This window comes from Pseudomonas sp. NPDC087336 (assembly GCF_044744285.1).
Taxonomy (GTDB): domain Bacteria; phylum Pseudomonadota; class Gammaproteobacteria; order Pseudomonadales; family Pseudomonadaceae; genus Aquipseudomonas.
In genome coordinates this window covers 1-14,036 of the sequence record NZ_JBIUYA010000044.1, presented here as the reverse complement: position 1 = coordinate 14,036, position 14,036 = coordinate 1, and the positions used below count along the sequence as shown (strand labels likewise).

General features: G+C 59.5%; 16 protein-coding genes. 6 read left to right on the top strand and 10 right to left on the bottom strand.

Going from position 1 to position 14,036, the window contains the following annotated elements; translation table 11 throughout:
- Window positions 1-75 precede the first annotated feature (75 nt).
- Both ACIO0C_RS28660 and ACIO0C_RS28655 read right to left on the bottom strand, forming a co-directional pair.
- Window positions 76-1,185: an AI-2E family transporter gene (locus tag ACIO0C_RS28660; RefSeq protein ID WP_401317465.1), complete on the bottom strand. Its 1,110-nt coding sequence runs from the start codon at window positions 1,183-1,185 to the stop codon at window positions 76-78.
- A 37-nt stretch (window positions 1,186-1,222) separates the two neighbouring features.
- On the bottom strand, window positions 1,223-2,287 hold the full coding sequence (locus ACIO0C_RS28655) for a DUF2066 domain-containing protein (protein ID WP_401317462.1): 1,065 nt from the start codon (window positions 2,285-2,287) through the stop codon (window positions 1,223-1,225).
- Between the two features lie 388 nt (window positions 2,288-2,675).
- On the opposite strand from ACIO0C_RS28655, the gene purM reads away from it, so the two are divergent.
- The 5 genes from purM to ACIO0C_RS28630 all read left to right on the top strand — a co-directional run bounded on the left by purM (window position 2,676) and on the right by ACIO0C_RS28630 (window position 6,576).
- A complete protein-coding gene (gene purM, locus ACIO0C_RS28650; protein ID WP_401317459.1) occupies window positions 2,676-3,734 on the top strand; it encodes a phosphoribosylformylglycinamidine cyclo-ligase in 1,059 nt (352 codons plus the stop codon).
- Window positions 3,735-3,745: 11 nt separating this feature from the next.
- Entirely contained in the window at window positions 3,746-4,396 is a 651-nt protein-coding gene (purN, locus tag ACIO0C_RS28645; RefSeq protein ID WP_401317456.1) for a phosphoribosylglycinamide formyltransferase, read from the top strand.
- A gap of 8 nt (window positions 4,397-4,404) precedes the next feature.
- Complete coding sequence (locus ACIO0C_RS28640; RefSeq protein ID WP_008063318.1) at window positions 4,405-5,118, top strand: DUF3108 domain-containing protein; 714 nt, start codon at window positions 4,405-4,407, stop codon at window positions 5,116-5,118.
- Window positions 5,119-5,236: 118 nt separating this feature from the next.
- On the top strand, window positions 5,237-5,653 hold the full coding sequence (locus ACIO0C_RS28635) for an OsmC family protein (protein WP_401317453.1): 417 nt from the start codon (window positions 5,237-5,239) through the stop codon (window positions 5,651-5,653).
- Between the two features lie 62 nt (window positions 5,654-5,715).
- The gene (locus tag ACIO0C_RS28630) at window positions 5,716-6,576 is read left to right on the top strand and encodes a pirin family protein (RefSeq protein ID WP_401317451.1); all 861 of its coding nucleotides are present in this window, start codon (window positions 5,716-5,718) and stop codon (window positions 6,574-6,576) included.
- Window positions 6,577-6,737: 161 nt separating this feature from the next.
- On the opposite strand, the gene ACIO0C_RS28625 is transcribed toward ACIO0C_RS28630, so the two are convergent.
- The 4 genes from ACIO0C_RS28625 to ACIO0C_RS28610 all read right to left on the bottom strand — a co-directional run bounded on the left by ACIO0C_RS28625 (window position 6,738) and on the right by ACIO0C_RS28610 (window position 10,445).
- Window positions 6,738-7,466 (bottom strand): dienelactone hydrolase family protein, encoded by a 729-nt coding sequence (locus tag ACIO0C_RS28625; RefSeq protein ID WP_401317448.1) that lies wholly within the window; start codon window positions 7,464-7,466, stop codon window positions 6,738-6,740.
- A gap of 67 nt (window positions 7,467-7,533) precedes the next feature.
- On the bottom strand, window positions 7,534-9,438 hold the full coding sequence (gene htpG, locus ACIO0C_RS28620) for a molecular chaperone HtpG (RefSeq protein WP_401317446.1): 1,905 nt from the start codon (window positions 9,436-9,438) through the stop codon (window positions 7,534-7,536).
- 81 nt (window positions 9,439-9,519) lie between these two features.
- Window positions 9,520-9,972 carry a PaaI family thioesterase gene (locus tag ACIO0C_RS28615; RefSeq protein WP_401317444.1) on the bottom strand — a complete coding sequence of 151 codons (453 nt, stop codon included), beginning with the start codon at window positions 9,970-9,972 and terminating at the stop codon, window positions 9,520-9,522.
- On the bottom strand, window positions 9,969-10,445 hold the full coding sequence (locus ACIO0C_RS28610; RefSeq protein WP_401317441.1) for a PaaI family thioesterase: 477 nt from the start codon (window positions 10,443-10,445) through the stop codon (window positions 9,969-9,971). The genes ACIO0C_RS28615 and ACIO0C_RS28610 overlap by 4 nt, the downstream gene beginning before the upstream one ends.
- Window positions 10,446-10,604: 159 nt before the next feature.
- Here ACIO0C_RS28610 and ACIO0C_RS28605 point away from each other — a divergent pair, with 159 nt between their 5' ends.
- A complete protein-coding gene (locus tag ACIO0C_RS28605) occupies window positions 10,605-10,841 on the top strand; it encodes a hypothetical protein (protein ID WP_008063307.1) in 237 nt (78 codons plus the stop codon).
- Window positions 10,842-10,908: 67 nt separating this feature from the next.
- Here the strand turns inward: ACIO0C_RS28605 and ACIO0C_RS28600 are convergent, their stop codons facing one another.
- The 4 genes from ACIO0C_RS28600 to ACIO0C_RS28585 form a co-directional block, all read right to left on the bottom strand.
- Entirely contained in the window at window positions 10,909-11,310 is a 402-nt protein-coding gene (locus ACIO0C_RS28600; RefSeq protein ID WP_401317438.1) for an MAPEG family protein, read from the bottom strand.
- Entirely contained in the window at window positions 11,310-12,047 is a 738-nt protein-coding gene (locus ACIO0C_RS28595; protein ID WP_401317436.1) for a DUF599 domain-containing protein, read from the bottom strand. The genes ACIO0C_RS28600 and ACIO0C_RS28595 overlap by 1 nt, the downstream gene beginning before the upstream one ends.
- Before the next feature lie 251 nt (window positions 12,048-12,298).
- Window positions 12,299-13,612 carry a branched-chain amino acid transport system II carrier protein gene (gene brnQ, locus ACIO0C_RS28590; protein WP_401317433.1) on the bottom strand — a complete coding sequence of 438 codons (1,314 nt, stop codon included), beginning with the start codon at window positions 13,610-13,612 and terminating at the stop codon, window positions 12,299-12,301.
- 339 nt (window positions 13,613-13,951) lie between these two features.
- The coding region (locus ACIO0C_RS28585; protein ID WP_401317517.1) for a hypothetical protein at window positions 13,952-14,036 on the bottom strand (85 nt) is incomplete at its 5' end.

The window sequence follows — 14,036 nt, the reverse complement described above, 5'->3', positions numbered from 1 at the left end:
GACAGACCACAAGCAAAATCAAAGGTTTGCGTTAGCGCACCGGTTTTATGACAGACTCTTTGGCACCATGGGCCGCTACCGGGCGTTGTTCCGGGCTGCCCTCGACCCCGCCTGGAGCTCTGATTCGTCCACACCACTGTACATGCCGGAATCCTTATACAAATCATGCACATGGCGCAGCAGCACCATGATCACCGCCGCCACGGGCAGTGCCAGCAACACACCGGTAAAACCAAAGAGTTCGCCGCCGGCCAGAATCGCAAAGATCACCGCCACCGGATGCAAGCCGATGCGGTCCCCCACCAGTAATGGCGTGAGCACCATGCCCTCCAGCGCCTGACCGACCATGAACACCGCGACAATCCCCATCATGGGATACAAATCGCCGCCAAACTGGAACAGGCCGGCAATCAGCGCCGCGCCAATGCCAATGATAAAGCCCATGTACGGCACAATCGCCGCCAGGCCGGCAATCATCCCGATCAACAGGCCCAACTCCAGCCCCACCAGCATCAGGCCCGCGGCGTAGATCACGCCCAACGCGACCATTACCAGCAATTGCCCGCGCACGAAGGCGCCGAGCACTTCATGGCACTCCGCGGCCAATGACACGGCGCGCTCTTCACGATCGCGAGGCAGCAGGCTGCGGACCTTGGCCATCATCAGGTCCCAGTCCCGCAGCAAGTAGAAACTCACCACCGGAATCAGCACCAGGTTCGCCAGCCAGCCAATCAAGGCCAGGCCCGAGGCCGTCGCCTGGCTCAGCACCACGCCAACGATGTCGGTGGTCTGCCCCATGTGCTCACTGATCGCGGCCTTGAGCTTGTCGAACTTCCAGAAGCCCTCCGACAAGCCGAACTTCGATTGCGCCCATGGCAATGCGGTGTGCTGCAGCCAATCGAGCATCTGTGGCGCCAGCTCATACAAGCGAAACAACTGCTTGGCGAGCATCGGCACCAACACCAGCAACAGCGCAGTGAAGATCAGGGTGAACAGGGCAAATACCGCAATCACGCCCCAGGTCCGTGACAGGCCGGCTTTTTCCAACCGATCCACCAAGGGGTCAAACAGATAGGCCAACAACAACGCCACCAGGAACGGCGTGAGGATCGGGTGCAACAGCCAGATAAACGCGCAGAGCAACAGCACTCCACCCAACCAGAACCAACGCCGCGTATCGGCCATGAACCACTCCATTGCTTCTATATAAAGAAAGAAAAACCTACCAGCGGAAACGCATTTGCGGCGTCGGTGCCGGCGCAGGCGCAGGCGCTACCGCGGGGACGGAGCCACCGGCTACCGGCTGGACCGGTACCACCGGCACCGAAGCCGGCTCCACCGCAACTTCCTGCAACCTGGCCAGCGACAATTGCGCGCGCAGTTGATCGGTACTGCCGTTGACCCGATAAAGAATCCGGTCGCCGTTAACACTTTGCGGACGACCGCCGAAAGGCTCCAGCAAACGCCCAAGAGCCGCATACCGCTCCAGGTTCATGCCCTGGACTTCCAGCAACTGTGCAGCCGATGCCCCGGGCTTGGTGACGAATCGAGGCGCCAGTCGCTGATTGACCGCCAGCATCACCGCGTCGGCCAAAGCGGCTTGATCGGCGCCCTGGGCGCTTCCGGCCTCTTTCTGATCGCCCAGCCACAACTGCCACTTGGCTTGCCATTGGCCACCCTCTTCTCGAGCATGGACCGTCAGCAAGGCGTCGGCATTGTAACGCTGCGAGGCGCTGCGCAGAGCCGACGGATCGGCACTTTCCAGATTTGGCGCGGTGCCGACGATTTGTTCGTTCAAATCCGCCAGCGGCAGACGCAGGGGCAAGCCACGATGCTGCGCGGCGCGGCGCAGGGGTGCCGCACCGGCCTGTCCATCGCCCACCAGGCTTGAACCCTCGGAGAAGTCGTTCAACCACCAACCCAGGATCGACGGTCGATTGGCACCCCACGTCGCCAACCCGGCCCGACGCAAGGCCTGCGCGGTGGTGCCAGGGTCGAAATCGACTTTCAGCACTTCCGGCGGGCCAGCCTCGAAGCCGTACTGGCTGATGATTTGCTGCGGGTCGTTGCGAATCGCCGCCAGCCCCGGACTCTGTGGTGCCTTGGGATCGCCGGTCAGGCGCACAACCAGCGTATCGAGCGCCCGCTGCGTGGCTTGCTCACGCTCCTCTGGCGACTGGCCGTTGACCGGTTCGCGAACTTGATAAAGGCCTTTGACGGTTTCAGCGTGGCTTATCAAGCTAACCAGTGACAAACAGCCCACAAACAAGAATTTACAAAAACCCATGGAAGATTCCTGAGAACAAAGGCGGCTGGAACAGACCGCATGAAGACGATCGGGCAAGGCTGTGACCATCGCCCGATGTAAAACATTCACACGCCCCGGGTAAGTTTTCGCACTGTGCTAACGATAGACGGTTAATGACGACAACCCGTAGAGGCGAGCAGGATGTCATCCATACCGGGTAATGGCGGTTTTTTTCGACCGATATGCCCCCTGCCGTCGGCGTGAGGATGGCCGCTGCCCTTCAAGCCTGATAAAATCGCGCGCCTTCGCAGACCGGCAACAGCCGGGCACCCTCGAATATCGCGTGAGGCAATCACCTTCGTCGATTTCGACGGTCCCGATGGACTCGGTCGTTACCCAGAAATCCCCCCCCCTAAAGGCCTGGATCATGAGCAAGCAACCCTCCCTGAGCTACAAGGACGCCGGTGTAGACATCGACGCCGGTGAAGCATTGGTCGAACGCATCAAGAGCGTCGCCAAGCGCACTGCGCGCCCGGAAGTCATGGGCGGCCTGGGCGGTTTCGGCGCCCTCTGCGAAATCCCGGCCGGCTACAAGCAGCCCGTGCTGGTTTCCGGTACTGACGGCGTCGGCACCAAGCTGCGCCTGGCATTGAACCTGAACAAGCACGACAGCATCGGCATCGACCTGGTTGCCATGTGCGTCAACGACCTGGTGGTGTGCGGCGCCGAGCCGCTGTTCTTCCTCGACTACTACGCTACCGGCAAACTGAACGTCGACACCGCCGCCCAGGTCGTGACCGGCATCGGCGCAGGCTGCGAACTGTCGGGTTGCTCCCTGGTGGGCGGCGAAACCGCTGAAATGCCTGGCATGTACGAAGGCGAAGACTACGACCTGGCCGGCTTCTGCGTCGGCGTCGTGGAAAAAGCCGAGATCATCGACGGTTCCAAAGTCGCTGCCGGCGACGCCCTGCTCGCCCTGCCGTCTTCCGGCCCGCACTCCAACGGCTACTCGCTGATCCGCAAGATCATCGAAGTGTCCGGCGCCGACATCGAGAACATCCAGCTCGACGGCAAGCCGCTGACCGACCTGCTGATGGCCCCGACCCGTATCTACGTGAAGCCGCTGCTCAAGCTGATCAAGGACACCGGCGCCGTGAAAGCCATGGCCCACATCACCGGTGGTGGCCTGCTCGACAACATCCCGCGCGTTCTGCCAAAAGGCGCACAAGCCGTGGTTGACGTGGCAAGCTGGACCCGCCCTGCGGTGTTCGACTGGCTGCAGGAAAAAGGCAACGTCGACGAAAACGAAATGCACCGCGTACTGAACTGCGGCGTGGGCATGGTCATCTGCGTCGCTCAAGAGCACGTGGAAACCGCGCTGAACGTGCTGCGTGAAGCTGGCGAGCAGCCTTGGGTCATCGGTCAGATCGCCACCGCTGCCGAAGGCGCAGCCCAGGTTGAACTGAAGAACCTCAAGGCACACTGATGCAAGAGCAGATGTCCCAGACCTGTGATGTCGTGGTGCTGTTGTCCGGCACCGGAAGCAACTTGCAGGCCTTGATCGACAGCACGCGGACCGGCGACAGCCCGGTCCGCGTCGCTGCGGTGATTTCCAACCGCGCCGACGCTTATGGCCTGCAACGCGCCAGGGACGCGGGTATCGACACCCGCACCCTGGATCACAAGGCTTTCGAGGGCCGCGAGGCCTTCGACGCCGCGCTGATCGAACTGATCGACGCCTTCAATCCCAAACTCGTGGTGCTGGCCGGATTCATGCGCATTCTCAGCGCTGACTTCGTACGCCACTACGCGGGTCGCCTGCTCAATATCCATCCCTCGCTGCTACCCAAATACAAGGGGTTACACACTCATCAGCGCGCGCTGGAGGCCGGCGATGCCGAGCACGGCTGCTCCGTGCACTTCGTCACCGAGGAACTCGATGGCGGACCACTGGTCGTACAAGCAGTAATACCGGTAGAGTTGCACGACTCGCCACAGAGCCTGGCGCAGCGGGTCCATGTGCAGGAACACCTGATCTACCCCATGGCCGTACGATGGTTTGCCGAAGGCCGGCTATCGCTCGGTGCACAAGGTGCTTTACTGGATGGACAGTTGCTTGCGCCCAGCGGCCACTTGATTCGAACCTAGGAGATTTTATGCGTCGCGCCCTGCTCTTCGCTTGTGCTCTGCTCGCCTTGCCCTTCGCACAGGCTGCAGACCTTCAACCTTTCTCCGCCAGCTACACCGCCGACTGGAAGCAGTTGCCCATGAGCGGCACGGCTGAACGCAGCCTGACCAAGGAAGCCAACGGCGTCTGGAAGCTCAACTTCAAGGCGTCGATGATGATCGCCAGCCTGTCCGAAGAAAGCACCCTGACCGTCGACAAGGACACCCTGCTGCCACAGTCCTACCACTTCGAGCGTGGCGGCCTGGGCAAAGCCAAGAAAGCCGACCTGGACTTCGACTGGACCGCCAAGAAGGTCACCGGCACCGATCGTGGCGACGCGGTCAATATCCCGCTCAACCGCGGCATGCTCGACAAATCCACCTACCAGCTGGCGCTGCAGCATGACGTGGCCGCTGGCAAGAAAAGCATGAGCTATCAGGTGGTCGATGATGGCGAAGTCGATACCTATGACTTCCGCGTGCTGGGTTCGGAAAAAGTCGACACCAAGGCCGGCCAGATCGATGCGATCAAGGTCGAGCGCGTACGCGACCCAACACAAAGCAAGCGCATCACCGTGCTGTGGTTCGCCAAGGATTGGGATTACCTGCTGGTTCGCCTGCAACAGGTCGAGACCGACGGCAAGGAGTACAACATCATGCTCCTGGACGGCAAGGTCAACGGCAAGACTGTCAAAGGCAGCTGATAGAAGCCCCGCAAATGCGGGGCTTTTTTTATCCTGGAACGCACGATTGCAGCCACGCTCTATACCTTCACGGTCTTTTTTGATCGAATGACGTTTCCAGTTGCCTGCGAGGTTTTCCATGACCGTTACCGTCAACACCGTTTCCGCCGAAGGTTTTCGCCATACCGTACAAATCGATGACCACGAACTCTTTGCCGATGCGCCTGTAACCGCAGGCGGCGAAGGTTCGGCCCCGGAGCCACACGATTACTTCGATGCCGCGCTGGGCGCCTGCAAGGCCCTGACCTTGAAGATGTACGCAAAGAAAAAGGACATTGCACTGACGGGCGTTGGCGTGGAGGTCAAGCGCGATAACAGCCAGGAACAAAAAGGCAAGTACGCACTGCACGTCAAGCTGACCCTCAAGGGCGTGCTCACCGACGCCCAGCGCGAAGAGTTGCACCGAGTGGCCGACCGCTGCCCGGTTCACAAGCTGATGACCAGCAGTGAAGTCAGCATCGAAACCCACCTCTGCGAAGGCGCGTTCAGCCAATAGCGGCAACGGTTGCGCAAGCGGGTTATGCTCGACCGCATCACCCGCCCAGCCTGGAACGCACCATGAACACTCCGCTCGTGATCCGCCCCCGCGCCGAAGATGTCGAAGGCCAGCCGATTCTTCGACCGTTGCCGTCAGCCAAATGCCGCAATGTCGGGCCATTCGTATTTTTCGACCACATGCTGCAAACCCGCTACGCCGCGGGAGAAGGCATGAACATCCGCCAGCATCCGCACATCGGCCTCTCCACCCTCACCTATCTCTTTGAAGGCCAGTTGCAGCACAAGGACAGCCTCGGTTCGGATCAGGTGGTCAATGCCGGTGATGTCAGCTGGATGACCGCCGGTAGCGCAATCGCTCATGTTGAGCGCACCCCCGAAGCACTGAAAGAAAGCGGCTTTACGATGCACGGCTTGCAGATCTGGCTGGCGTCACCAAAAGACCAGGAACAGGGCCCGGGACACTACAGCCACCACCCGGCGAGTACCTTGCCGGTCAGCGAAAACCTCGGAGTGAAGATCCGCATGATCGCGGGCTCGGGCTTTTGCCTGGAATCGCCGGTGCCGGTGCTTTCCCCTACGCTGTATGCCGAATTGACCTTGCAAACGGCGACGACCTTGCTGATTCCCACCGAGCATGAAGAGCGCGCGCTGTATGTGTTGAGCGGTGAGGTGCAGCTGGATGGAGAGCCTATAGACCCGCATTCGCTGGTGGTGTTACCGCCAGGGCAAGAGATGACATTGTTCGCCGAGAGCGACAGTCATGCGGTGTTGTTTGGTGGCGCGCCGCTGGATGGGCCGCGACGGATCAACTGGAATTTTGTGGCGAGCGATCCGGCTGCCATCGATGAAGCGCGTCGACGCTGGGCGGCCGGGGATTGGCCGACGGTGCCGGGGGAAGTTGAGCGGATTGAATTACCTTAGATTCTTCGGTGTTCGTTACATCGCCATCGCGAGCAAGCTCGCTCCCACAGGGGAATGGTGTCGTACGCAATTCTTGCGGTCGACTCGGTCAACTGTGGGAGCGAGCTTGCTCGCGATGAGGCCGGCGAAGACGCCGACCGAATCCAGGCTGAAAACAGCTATTAACCCTTGAACACTTCATCCAGCAGGTTGTGCATCGACGTGAACGCCCTGGCGGCGACCTTGGCGTCGTACATCATCATGCCCGGTACGTTGGCATGGGGATCGGTGAACGAATGGAAAGCGCCGCCGTAGCTCAGCAACTGCCAATCCACACCGGCGGCATTCATTTCATCTTCAAACGCCGGCAGCTGCTCTTTCGGTACCAATGGATCGGACGCACCGTGCAGCACCAGCACCGAACCCTTGATGTTTTTCGCGTCATTGACGTCCGGAGTATCGAGGGTGCCGTGGAACGACACCGCAGCCTTCACCGGCGCACCGGTACGGGCGAATTCCAGGGCGCAGCAACCGCCGAAGCAGAAACCGAAGGTCGCCAGTTTCGACGTATCAACCGCCGCCTCACCTTGGGCTTGCAACTGTTCGAAAGCCACTTGCATGCGCTTGCGCAGCAACGGGCGGTCATTCTTCAGCGGCATCATTGCCGCGCCTGCCTCATCGTTGTTCTGCGGACGAACCGATTGGCCGTAGAGGTCTGCGATCAGCACCACATAGCCCTTGGCCGCGACCGACTTGGCGATCTCCTCGGCACCGGCACCCACGCCCATCCAGTTCGGCGCCATCAACAAACCCGGACGCGGGCCCTTGTAGTCAGCGTCGAAGGCCAGGCGGCTCTCGTAGGGCTGGCCGTCAATCTGATAGGCAACAGAACGTACAGTGATTTGGCTCATTTCTGACTCCTGATTGTTAAACACCAGAATGAAAAAACCCGCCGAAGCGGGTTTTTCTACAACGCGATTAAGCCGACAGTTCAACCAGCAGCTTGTTCAGGCGGCGCACATAGGCCGCCGGGTCCTTCAAGCTGTCGCCGGCCGCCAGGGCCGCCTGATCGAAGAGGATGTGCGATAGATCGCCGAAGCGCTCGTCGCTCTGCTCGCTGTCGAGCTTTTCGATCAACGGGTGAGCCGGGTTGAATTCGAAGATCGGCTTCGAATCCGGAACCTTCTGCCCGCTGGCCTCCAGGATCTGACGCATCTGCAGGCCCAGGTCCTGCTCGCCGATGGCCAGGATCGCAGGGGAATCGGTCAGGCGATGGGAAACCCGCACTTCAGCCACGGATTCGCCCAGCGCGGTCTTCAGACGCTCGACCAGACCTTCCTTGGACTTGGCGACTTCTTGCGCGGCTTTCTTGTCCTCTTCCGAGTCCAGGTTGCCCAGGTCCAGGTCACCACGTGCCACGTCAACGAAGCTCTTGCCGTCGAAATCGCTGAGGTAGCTCATCAGCCACTCATCGATACGGTCAGTCAACAGCAACACTTCGATGCCTTTCTTGCGGAAGACTTCCAGGTGCGGGCTGTTCTTGACCTGCGCGTAGGTTTCGCCGGTCAGGTAGTAGATCTTGTCCTGACCTTCCTTGGCGCGTGCCAGGTACTCGGCCAGGCCGACAACCTGCTCGCCATCATCACCATTGGTCGAGGCGAAGCGCAACAGGCCGGCAATTTTCTCTTTGTTGGCGAAGTCTTCTGCCGGGCCTTCTTTCATGACCTGGCCGAAGTTTTTCCAGAAGCCTTTGTATTGCTCTGGATCGTTCTTCGCCAGTTTTTCCAGCATGTCCAGGACGCGCTTGGTCAGCGCCGACTTCATGGAGTCGATGATCGGGTCTTTCTGCAGGATTTCCCGCGACACGTTCAGCGACAGGTCATTGGAGTCGACCACGCCCTTGATGAAGCGCAGGTACAGCGGCAGGAACGACTCGGCCTGGTCCATGACGAACACGCGCTGCACGTACAGCTTCAGGCCTTTCGGCGCTTCACGCTGGTACAGGTCGAACGGAGCACGGGCCGGCACGTACAGCAGCGAGCTGTATTCGAGCTTGCCTTCGACCTTGTTGTGGCTCCAGCTCAGCGGGTTTTCGAAGTCGTGGGCGATGTGCTTGTAGAATTCCTGGTATTCCTCGTCCTTGATCTCGGTACGCGGACGGGTCCACAGGGCGCTGGCGCGGTTGACGGTTTCCCACTCAACGGCTGGTTTCTCTTCGCCTTCGACGGCTGCCACTTCTTTCGGCAACTCGATCGGCAAGGCGATGTGGTCGGAGTACTTCTTGATGATGTTGCGAAGGCGCCAGCCATCGGCGAACTCATCTTCACCGGATTTCAGGTGCAGGACGATACGGGTGCCGCGCTCGGCCTTGTCGATGGTTGCGACTTCGAAATTGCCCTCGCCTTTGGAGGACCAATGCACGCCTTCGCTGGCATCGCTGCCGGCACGACGGCTGTACACATCGACTTTGTCGGCAACGATGAAAGCCGAGTAGAAGCCCACACCGAATTGACCGATCAGGTGCGAGTCTTTCTTCTGGTCGCCCGTCAGGTGCTTCATGAAATCGGCGGTACCGGATTTGGCGATGGTGCCCAGGTGGGTGATCGCGTCTTCGCGGCTCATGCCGATGCCGTTGTCTTCGAGGGTGACGGTCTTGGCGTCCTTGTCGAAGCTCACACGGATTTTCAGTTCAGCGCCACCTTCGAGCAATTGCGGCTTGGCCAGCGCTTCGAAACGTAATTTGTCTACAGCGTCAGAGGCGTTCGAGATCAGTTCGCGAAGGAAAATTTCCTTGTTGGAATACAGCGAATGGATCATGAGGTGCAGCAGTTGCTTCACCTCGGTCTGGAAGCCCAGGGTTTCCTTTTGAGTTTCCACACTCATGGTCATCAAACTCCAATCAGATGGCATAAGCCGCGACCTTGAGGGTCGGCGGCGGGTTGTCATCAGAGTTGGGGGCTCCATTCAGGATTTCAAGGGCTCATCGAGTTTGAAATGCGCCCGGGCCGTGGCAATGGGTTCGGCTTCCGTGCTTTGCCAGGCGGTAATCGCCACGTTGGCGACCCGGCGACCCTGACGACAGACCTGGCAGCGAGCCCAGGTATCGCGAAACTGTCCGGCGCGCAGGTAATCGAGGGAGAAGTCGATAATCTTCGGTACGCCCGGCGAACCGGTCGCCACCAGCAGGTGCAGCGCGGCGGACAATTCAATGAAGCCGGCGATCACGCCGCCATGGATGGCCGGCAATAAAGGGTTGCCGATGTTGTCCTTGTTGGCCGGCAGGCGAAACAGCAACTCATCCCCCACCCGCGAGCATTCGACGCCGATCAACCGGGCGTAGGGAATCAGGTTCAACAACGGCGCGTACTCGCCCCGCTCATGGGCCAGTTGCACTTGCTCCTTGAACGACTCACTCATGCCGCACCTCCGGCGATGGCGCCGCCAAAACCCTTGGTACCCTTGATGCCCTTGCCCATGCGCATGAAAGTGCCCACGACATGGGCTATGGGCTGTTCGGGATCATCCTGGTAGGCAAAACCGCGGGCAAAGATCACATCGGTGGTGACCCGATAGCACTGGGCGAAACCGTAGACATCCTTATGCGGTTCGGCAGCGTGCATGTAGTCGATGCGCAGGTCGAGGGTCGGGCAGACTTCGAACTCCGGTAGCACGCAGAGGGTAGACATGCCACATGCGGTGTCCATCAAGGTGGTCAGTACACCGCCGTGAATCACGCCGGTCTGGGGGTTACCGACGATCTGCGGGCTGTACGGCAGCACCACGGTGAGCCCTTCGGCACTGGCGCTGTGAACGCGCAAACCGAGCACCTGACAATGTCGCAGCGCCGACAGAAATCGTGTCGCGCGCTCAAAAACGGGGTTTTCAGCCATTTGATAAAGACTCTTGTTTATAGCTCTGTAGTGAAGTTGAGGTCCGGGTAAAAGTTCCGCGTTAGAACAAACTTATATATCTGAGGGATTTGAGGAACTTAACCCTGACCGCTGTGCTCTTAAAGCCAGTAGATAATTTTCCATAAGGAGAAACACCCCATGCGTAAGACTTTAGCTATTGCCTTGATGTTGACCGCTTCCCTCGGTCTCGCTGCCTGCGATAAAAAGTCCGAGGACAAAGCTCAAGATGCTACCCAACATGCCGAGCAAGCCCAGGAAAAAATGAGCGAAGCTCAGGATAAAGTGAACGAAGCGGCGAAAGAAAACGCCGAAGCCGCCAAAGATCAGGCTGAATCGAACGCAGCCGCACAAGAAGAAGCTGCCAAGAAGCAATAAGCCGCTTCTCGCTGCGTTAAAAGAAAACCCGCCAAGTGCGGGTTTTCTTTTATCTGCGATTGACTCGTTAGAGCAAAATGGCTCGAAAAGTCGGACTAATCATCAGCAACAACGAGCAGATCAAACCCACCAGCCAGACCAGGCTGCGCTGCCAGGCCAGGTCCTTCCAATAGCACAGCAGGTAGATAACCCGCGCTATCACAAAGATGATCGCGAGCAAGTCGATGAGCCATCCCGCCGTTTGCGTGGTGTGGGCCATCAACACGCCCACTGCAAACAACAGGAAGGCTTCGAAACTGTTCTGGTGGGCCGCCACCGCGCGCGCGCCCAGACCTGTGAGTTGCGCCTGCTGTTGGCGCGGCAGGTGATTGTTGTAACCGCCCTGCTCTTTCATGGCCGTGGTCACGGGCATGCGCGCCACGTAAATCAGTACGGCACTGATAAACACGCACCAGAATGGAATACTCATCAAGCGGCCTCTTTACTCACCTCGGGCAACGGTGCCTCTGTAGGGGTATAGACCATCACATCGAGAACGTCGGAGTGAAACTCACGGCGGTACAGCACGAACACCACGCCAGCACTCATCAACATGAACAACCAAGGGCTGACGAACCAGGCCAGCATGGTCATGCCGAAATAATAAGAACGCAGGCCAAAGTTGAACTGGTTGGCGGCCATTGAGATAACCCGGGCCGCACGGTTGGCAAAGGCTTTGCGCTCCTGCTCCGACACATGACGCTCACCGATCATGGGTGCCGAACCCACCAGAATGGCCGCAAAGTTGTACTGGCGCATGCACCAGCTAAAGGTAAAGAACGCATAGACGAACACCAGCGCCAGGCACAACAACTTGATCTCCGACATCCCCTGGGACGCCTGTTGCACCATCGGAATATCCGCCAGCAACGACACCGCCCTTTCCGACGCCCCGAGCACCGTGAGAATACCGGCCAGGATAATCAGGGTACTGGAAGCAAAGAACGACGCATTGCGCTCCAGGTTGCCGATCACGCTGGCATCGGCGATGCGGTTGTCGCGCAGCAGCATGCGGCGCATCCAGTCTTCGCGATACAGATGCAGCACGCTGGCCAGGCAGGCGGTGTCACGGCCTTTCCAGGTCGCATAGCGGGTGTAGCCGCCCCAGCAGATGACGAACCAGATGGCGGCGAGGATATGGATCAGGTTGGCTTGGATGAACGACATGCAATTCCTTGTGAGACGTTGGCAACGGTAACTCTTCAGGAGCGAGGCTTGCCCGCGAAGACGATTTCATATCCGAAGCAATTATCGGCTGGCACACCGCCTTCGCGGGCAAGCCACGTTCCTACAAGTAGTGGTTCGACGTTAGCTCAACGAAAAAGACACCGCATCCCTCACAAAAAAATGCCCCGTATCGATTGATACGGGGCATTTCTGTTTTGCTCACAGACCCGCTTGTGACGGGCCGGTAAAGCTTAAGCCAGCGCTTCTTCGCGCTTGCCCAGCAGACGGTCGCAGACAACGGCGACCACCAGCGTCATCACCGAAGGCACCAGCCAGGCCAGGCCCTGCTCGCTCAGCGGCAGGTGGGCCATTTGCGTCGGCATCCAGTCCGCCAGGCCTGCACCCTTGAGGGCGTCGATCAGGCCGAAGATGAACGACACCAGCATGACCGGGCCGAGGATACGACCCTGCTCATGCCAGAAGTCCTTGCAGAAGCTCAACGCCACCAGAACGATGCACGGTGGGTAGATCGCGGTGAGCACCGGGATCGAGAACGCAATCAGCTTGGTCAGGCCCAGGTTGGACACCAGCAGCGAGAACACCGCGAGGATGATCACCAGTGTCTTGTAGGACAGCGGCAGCACTCGGCTGAAGTACTCGGCGCAGGCACAGGTCAGGCCGACCGCGGTCACCAGGCACGCCAGGGAAATCAGCACCGCAAGGAATCCGCTGCCCAGGGAGCCGAAGGTGTGCTGTACGTAGGCGTGCAATACCGCCGCGCCGTTGGTAGCGCCAGCCGCCACTTCGTGGCTGCCCGAACCCAGGCGGAACAGGCTGACGTACACCAGTGCCAGACCGACACCGGCGATCAAGCCGGCTATGATCGCATAGCGGGTGATCAGCGCTGGCGATTCGACGCCGCGCGAGCGAATGGCATTGACGATGACGATGCCGAACACCAGTGCGCCGAGGGTATCCATGGTCAGGTAACCATTGATGAACCCTTGGGAGAACGGTGCCGCCACATATTCAGGCGTTGCATGGCCAATGTCACCTGCTGGCAAAGCGAACGCGGCGATGCCCAGGGCGGCCAGTGCGATGATCTTCAGCGGCGCGAGGAAGCGTCCGACGGTATCGAGCAGGCGACCCGGGTAGAGCGAGATGAAGAACACAATCAGGAAGTACACCGAACTGTAGAGGAACAGCGCCAACGGGCTTTCGCCAGTCAGTGGCGCCAGGCCAACTTCGAACGACACGGTGGCGGTACGCGGCGTCGCGAACAGCGGGCCGACCGCCAGGTAGCACGCCGCAGCGAGCAGGCCACCGGCGACTTTACCGATCGGGCTGCTCAAGGCATCCATGGCGCCACCAACTTTGGCCAAGGCCACGACGGTGACCACGGGCAGACCGACTGCAGTAATCAGGAAGCCCAGCGCCGCCATCCAGACATGAGGCCCGGACTGCAAACCGACGATAGGTGGGAAGATGATGTTGCCAGCCCCGACGAACAGGGCAAACGTCATAAAACCAAGTGCCAGGATGTCCTGGCCTTTCAACACTTTCATTAAGGAAATACCACACTACTGAATCGGAATTTAGAGAGGGATTTCCCTATGGGTGAGGGAAATGCTGTCGGTCCGTATGGGACCAACCCTTTTAGCGCGTTGCAGCCTTGTGGGCCGCGGACGCAAAAATGGCGCGTAGCCTAACGAATTTGGGCGAAAAACGCACTGTTAGAGGGCGAACTATCCGATACACGACATTTCCGTGTCGCGTTTACATATCTAATTTTCCCACTCCGACCCAGATCGTTCCCACGCTCTGCGTGGGAACGATCAGCTGCAAACGACAAAGGCCACCCGAAGGTGGCCTTTGTTTGGTGAAGCGTCAGCTAAGCGCGAGGCTTACTTGACAGCCCAACCGGTCAGCTCGGCCAGGGCCTTGCCGATGTCTGCCAGCGAACGCACGGTTTTAACGCCTGCGTCTTGC